6 protein-coding genes are annotated in these 6,061 nt (G+C 72.7%); 4 read left to right on the forward strand and 2 right to left on the reverse strand.

The window, feature by feature from the left end:
* The 3 genes from ACWDX9_RS58365 to ACWDX9_RS58375 all read left to right on the forward strand — a co-directional run.
* A partial coding sequence (locus ACWDX9_RS58365; protein WP_449972038.1) for a CHAT domain-containing protein occupies window positions 1–1,775 on the forward strand: 1,775 nt, incomplete at its 5' end.
* Entirely contained in the window at window positions 1,772–2,170 is a 399-nt protein-coding gene (locus ACWDX9_RS58370) for a hypothetical protein (RefSeq protein ID WP_449972041.1), read from the forward strand. The genes ACWDX9_RS58365 and ACWDX9_RS58370, both read left to right, overlap by 4 nt.
* A complete protein-coding gene (locus ACWDX9_RS58375; RefSeq protein ID WP_449972044.1) occupies window positions 2,171–3,064 on the forward strand; it encodes a hypothetical protein in 894 nt (297 codons plus the stop codon).
* Window positions 3,065–3,089: 25 nt separating this feature from the next.
* On the opposite strand, the gene ACWDX9_RS58380 is transcribed toward ACWDX9_RS58375, so the two are convergent.
* Window positions 3,090–4,103 carry an AraC family transcriptional regulator ligand-binding domain-containing protein gene (locus tag ACWDX9_RS58380; protein WP_449972046.1) on the reverse strand — a complete coding sequence of 338 codons (1,014 nt, stop codon included), beginning with the start codon at window positions 4,101–4,103 and terminating at the stop codon, window positions 3,090–3,092.
* A gap of 328 nt (window positions 4,104–4,431) precedes the next feature.
* Between ACWDX9_RS58380 and ACWDX9_RS58385 the strand changes: the two genes are divergently transcribed.
* The gene (locus ACWDX9_RS58385) at window positions 4,432–5,265 is read left to right on the forward strand and encodes an oxidoreductase (protein ID WP_449972049.1); all 834 of its coding nucleotides are present in this window, start codon (window positions 4,432–4,434) and stop codon (window positions 5,263–5,265) included.
* A gap of 85 nt (window positions 5,266–5,350) precedes the next feature.
* Here ACWDX9_RS58385 and ACWDX9_RS58390 read toward each other — a convergent pair.
* Window positions 5,351–6,061: alpha-N-acetylglucosaminidase C-terminal domain-containing protein (locus tag ACWDX9_RS58390; protein ID WP_449972052.1), on the reverse strand; the 711-nt coding region annotated here is incomplete at its 5' end.

The raw sequence follows: 6,061 nt of genomic DNA on the forward strand, positions 1-6,061 counted from the left end.
GCCCGCCCGACGCCCCCTTCGCCGCCGGCGCCCGGCTGAACCTGGCCGCCGCCTACCGGGACCTGCACCGGATCACCGCCGACCCCGCCGCCCTGACCCGCGGACTCGACCTGCTGCGCGACGGGTGCGCGCTGGGCACCGCCCGGCATCCGGAGGCCGTGCTGACGACGAGCAGGGGCTGGGGCGAGTACGCGGTCACGAACGGTCTGCTGGAGCCGGCGGCGGAGGCGTACGGGTTCGCCTTGGACGCCCTGGACCGGGTCGTCGGCGGCAGCGTGCTCAGGGAGCACAAACAACGGTGGTTGTCGCAGGTGGAGGGGCTGGCGACGGCCGCCGCGGCGGCGTACGTGGAGGCGGGTGACGCCTGGAAGGCCGTCGTGGCGCTGGAACGCGGCCGGGCGCGGCTGCTCGCCGACGCGATCGCCGGTGACGCCGCCGAGACCGGCGTGCTCACCGTGAGCCATCCCCGGCTGGCCGGGGCGTACCGGGAGGCCGAGGCGCGGCTGCGCGATCTGCAGGGCCAGGCGCTCCAGCCGGTCGCCGGCGACTGGCTGCCGATGGCCGCCGGGTTCGACCGGGCGCGCCGCGACCTGGACGAGGCGCTGGCGCGCATCAGGGAGCAGCCCGGGTTCGAGCGTTTCCGGCTGCCCGATCCCGCGGGCGACGTCTTACGGGCTGCGCGGTCCGGCCCGCTCGCGTACCTCATGGCGGGCGACCGCGGCGGTTACGCGCTGCTGGTCGACGGCGGTTCTGTCACCGCCCACCCGCTGCCCGTCCGGCGGCAGGACGTCTTCGCGCGGCTGTCCGACTACTTCGACGCCTACGAGCGGGCGGGAACCGACGTACGGCTCTGGCATCGGGTGCTCGACGAGACCACCCGCTGGCTCTGGGAGGCGGCGATGGGGCCGCTGCTCGACCTGGTCCCCGGCGAGCGACCGCTGACCGTGGTCCCGACCTGGGTGCTGGCCCTGCTGCCCTTCCACGCCGCCTGGGCGCCCGATCCCGAGGCCCCCACGGGACGGCGGTTCGCGATCGATCGCCGTCCGCTCACGTTCGCGCCGAACGCCGGGATCGCCGCCCGATCCGCGCCCGACGGTGCCAAGACCGAGCGCCTGCTCGCCGTCGAGGACCCGCAGCCGGTCTCCGCCCCTCCGCTGTCGTTCGTGAAGTACGAGATCGACGCCGCCGTCCGGGCCTTCCCCGAAGCCCGCCGCCTGTCCGGGCGCGAGGCCACCCGAGAGGCGGTGCTCGCCGGCATCGACGGCCACGGCCTGCTGCACTTCGCCTGCCACGGCTACGCCGACTGGGGGCAGGTGCTGAACAGTTACCTGCTCCTGTCCGGCGATCGTCCGCTGACGCTGCGTGACCTGCTGGTCAGGCAGGTACGCGGCCGGCTCGTGGTGCTGTCGGCGTGTGAGACGGCGTTGCCGCAGGCCGCGCTCGCCGACGAGGTGATCGGCCTGGCCACCGGCTTCCTGCAGGCCGGCGCGGCCGGGGTGGTGGGCTCGATGTGGCGGGTCTCCGACGCGAGCACGGCGCTGCTGCTCAGCCGGTTCTACGCGCTCTGGAAAGGCAGGGGTCACCCGGCGGTCGCGCTGCGGGACGCGCAGCGGTGGTTGCGCGACGCCACCAACGCCGAACTCAGCGCGGCCTACCCCGAGCTCATGAACCATTACGCGCCCATCCCGGAGCCGCTGCGCGCCGCCTGGGGGATGGGGCGCGACTTCTCGCATCCCGCCTATTGGGCGGCCTTCACGTACATGGGGGCATCATGACCGACAGTCCACCCTCGATCACGGACCTGGCCGTCGCGATCAGGCCGCGGCTGCTCACGCTGCTCGGGGAGGAGGCCGAGGAAGTGGACGCCGTGCTCGGCGAGCTGCTCGCCCGTGGCGTGGCGGCCGAGCCCGAGATCCTGACGCTGCTGCAGCGCTCCGCGGCGACCCGCGAGTGGGCGTACGCGTTCCTGCGGCTGAGGGACGGCGGGGGCCTGCGCGATCCCCGCACCGCGTACTTCCCGCTGGGCGCCGCGGGTGGCTTCGTGGCCGGCGACGTCTACGGGTGCGAGGAATGCGAGCACCGGTGGCACCGCCGCGCGGTCGGCCAGGCCGTACCGTCGTGCCCGCAGCACGACACCCCACTTGTCCGGATCCGCGAACCGGAGCTGTAGGTGCTGGAGGGCCTGTCGAAAGGTCTGGCGGACCGGGTCGCCGAGCGCTGGACCCGCGTCGTGATCCTGCCTGCCGCGCTGTTCTGGCTGGGTGGCGGGCTTGTGTGGTTCCTCGGCAGTGGGCAGGACGTCGAAGCGGCGGTCCAGGCGGTGACCAAGCAGGTGTCCACGTGGATGGTCGCCGCGTTCCTGGTCGTCGTGCTGCTGTCCGGGCTCCTGGCCAGACGGCTGGTCGACCCGGTGCTCGGCCTGCTCACCGGCCGCTGGCCCCGCTCGTTCGACTTCCTCGCCCGGCCCGCGGCGCGACGGTGGTCGCGTAAGATCGCCGCCCGCGAGGCCCGCTGGCAAGTGCTGGCCGGGCAGGCCCGCGGCTGGTCCGAGGACCGCGAGCTGGCCGCCCTCGACACCTGGCTTCGCGGCATGCCCGCCGACCCCGCACGCTGCCTGCCGACCCGCCTCGGCAACGTCCTGGCAGCCGCCGAACGGTGGCCGACGGAGAAGTACGGGCTGGAGGCGTCGCACTGCTGGAGCCGGCTGTGGCTGGTCATCCCCGAGGAGGCCAGGAAGGAGCTGATCGGCGCGCGCGAGCGGCTCGACGGGCAGCTCACCGCCTGGATGTGGGGCGTGGCCTTCCTCGTCTGGACGCCCTGGGCCTGGTGGGCCGCGCCGGTGGGCGTCCTTGCCGCGGTCGTGGCCTACGCGGGCGCGGTCCGCTATGCGGGCGCGCTCGGCGACCTCCAGGAGTCGGCCTTCGACCTGTATCGGGGCGCGCTCTACACGCACCTGCGCTGGCCGCTGCCCGAGGACGCCGAGGCCGAGCGGGCCGCGGGACGGCTGCTGACGGCGTATCTGTGGCGGGGCTCCCATGACAGGATCCCGCTCCGGCCGGAATGACGGCGACGCTCAGCGCCCGTCGAACTCATGCCTCCTGGCCGGCGGCACCGGTGGCGGCGGTGGCTCGGAGGGTGTCCGGGGTTGTCCCGGTCCAGGTGCGGAACGCCCGATAGAAGGAGTTGGAGTCGTCATAGCCCAGCAGGTAGGCGATTTCGGCGGTGCGCATCGCGCTGTGGTTCAGATAGTGGCGGGCGAGGTCCTCGCGAGTGCCGGCGAGGACTTCTTGGAAGGTGGTGCCCTCGAGTCGCAGCTGCCGCTGCAGCGTGCGCGCGCTGACGGCGAGATGGCGGGTGACCTCCGTCATGGAGGCGCCGCCGGCCGGCAGTGTCTCGTGCAGGGCCGCGCGCACGCGGTCGGCGACGCTGGCCGCGGCCTGCAGGTCGGAAAGGCGTCTGCGCAGTTCGGGTGCGAAGAAGCGCCACATCTGCTCGTTCTCGGTCAGGAACGGGCGGTGCGCGTCGTGGCGGTCGAAGGTGATGGCGTGGGCGGGCCCGGTGCGTACGCGTACCCCGAAGAAGCCCTCGAGCGCGAGGCGGTCTGCGGGCGGCTGCGGGACGCTGACGTCAACCGGCCGGACGTGGTGGCGGGTCGCGATCCGGGCCAGGGCGGCCCAGAACACCAGCTCGGCCGTGGCCAGCAGCTGCGGCGGGGTCATGCCCGCGGGCCAGTGGCAGGTGATCGTCAACCCGTCGCCGCCCTGGTCGAGCTCCAGCCGCATGGGGCCGATCAGCGGCTTGTACGTCGCGATGCGCTGCGCGGCGGTCGCGAGGTCGGCGCTGCACAAAGCGGCGAAGATGGGCGGGTTGAACATCTCGACCGAGATCGACCGGCCGATCGCGACAGCGAGATCGCGATCGCCGCCCTCGGCGTCGAGCGCCTCCCAGAACCGGAAGTACTCCTCGGGCGCGAGGGCGATCGGTCCCCGGCCGAACAGGTCGGTCGGCAGTTGGGCGCGGCGCAGCACGCGCGTCGGCGATACGCCGAGATCGTTCAGCAGCGCCTTGATGCTCGGGTCGAGGGTGAATCGCCGGCCGCTCATCAGTCCAGCCTAGAGGCCGCGAGCTCCGATGGTGCCTACGGATCACGCCACCGCGCTTGCCGATCACGTCACGGTGCGCCGGGGTCTCGCTGCCGGTGGGATCGAGCCGACCAGGGGCGCGAGGCCACCTCGCCACCGAAGGTGATGGTCTGCGTCAGTGGCGCGAGATGCAAGTGGATCGGCGCGGTGTGCTAGTCGCTGAGCCCGGATGGGCTCCTAGCGTTGGTGGCGAAGGTCGAGATCCCCTCGGAAGACCGGCGGGAGCGGCACGACGGGTGCGCCCGCGCGCCGACGACAACCAAGCTCCGACACGTTCGAAGGAACCACCATGGCTACCAAGGTCGCACTGGTCACCGGCGCCTCCTCCGGCATCGGCGAGGCCGCCGCGCTCAAGCTCCACGAGGCCGGCTACACCGTCTACGGCGCAGCGCGGCGGGTGCAGCGCATGCGACACCTCGCCGAGTCGGGCATCCGCCTGCTCGCGATGGACGTGACCGTCGACTCCTCCATGCAGGCCGGGGTCGAGAAGATCATCGCCGAGACCGGCCGGATCGACGTGCTGGTCAACAACGCCGGCTACGGCTCCTATGGCGCGCTCGAGGACGTGCCCATGGACGAGGCCCGCGACCAGTTCGAGGTCAACGTCTTCGGCGCCGCGCGCCTGACCCAGCTGGTGCTGCCGCACATGCGCGCGCAGCGCTCGGGCACGATCGTGAACATCACCTCCATGGGAGGCAAGATCTACACCGCCCTCGGCGCGTGGTACCACGCCACCAAGTTCGCGCTCGAGGCGATCAGCGACTGCCTGCGCATGGAGGTCAAGCCCTTCGGGATCGACGTCGTGGTGGTCGAGCCGGGTGGCGTCAAGTCCGAGTGGGGCGGCATCGCCGCGCGGAAGGTCCGCGCCGTCTCCGGCACCGGCCCTTACGCGCCGCAGGGCAACGCCGTGGCCGATTCGCTCAGCTCCGAGGCCAACGAGCGCCGCCTCTCGGCACCCGAGCTGATCGCCAAGACGATCGTGAAGGCCGTCAAGGCGCGCCGTCCCAGGACGCGGTACGCGGTCGGCTTCGCCGCCAAGCCGATGATCTTCCTGCACGGTGTGCTGCCCAACCGCACGTTCGACGCGGTCATGCGCCGGGTCACCGGCGTGCCCGCGTCCTGAGGCAAGTACGCGGTGCCGCGTCGCGAAGTCGTCCGCCCATCGACGCATCCGGCATCCTGCCGTGCCGCAGGCACGTGCGGTGGCGCTACTCGATCGCCTGACACAAGCGGGCGCAAAGGTCGAGAGCCACCCGGTAGGGGTCCGCTGTTGGATGTTCCGGATACGGGCTGCGGTCACGCGACCAGGCGTCCTCCACCGCGAACCAGTCGATCCCCTCGGGGTCGCCGCCGCCGAGCAGCGTGTCGAAGAACAGGCGCCAGCGCATCGCGTGGAAGTCGCGGACGAGCCCGGCCCACTCCCGGTTGGCGTAGTCCTTCAGGTGCACGTCCGCGCCACGGGGACCCCAGGTCGTGAGCAGGCACCTGGCGTCGTACTCCAGCCGCGCCGCCTCCTCCTCGTCCGCCGCCGCGGCGCGGGCGGCCGCCGGCCAGGGTCCGAGGAGGAAGTACGGCGAAGCGGACACCACCCGGTCCAGCAGCTCCATGTCCTCCAGCCAGGTCACGGTCAGCCGGCGGAACCGCTCCAAGGCTCCGGACTCGAACGCGGCTCGCAACGCGGGCAGCAGCACCCACGACCGGTTGGTGAGCGCCTGCCGGGCGACGTCGATCAGATCGAACCGGTATGCCGAGGTGCCGCGCAACGCCGGATCCACCTGGAGGAGCTGATCGAGCGCCGCGGCGAAGCGCTCGAGGTCGTAGCGCGGCGCACGCGGCGACCAGGTGGCCGCGTTGGCCGTCGCTGGCCGCGGGGTGCAGCTGCGCCGCAACGCGGGCCCCAACCTCGGCCTGCCGCACGA

The organism is Nonomuraea sp. NPDC003201 (assembly GCF_053590415.1).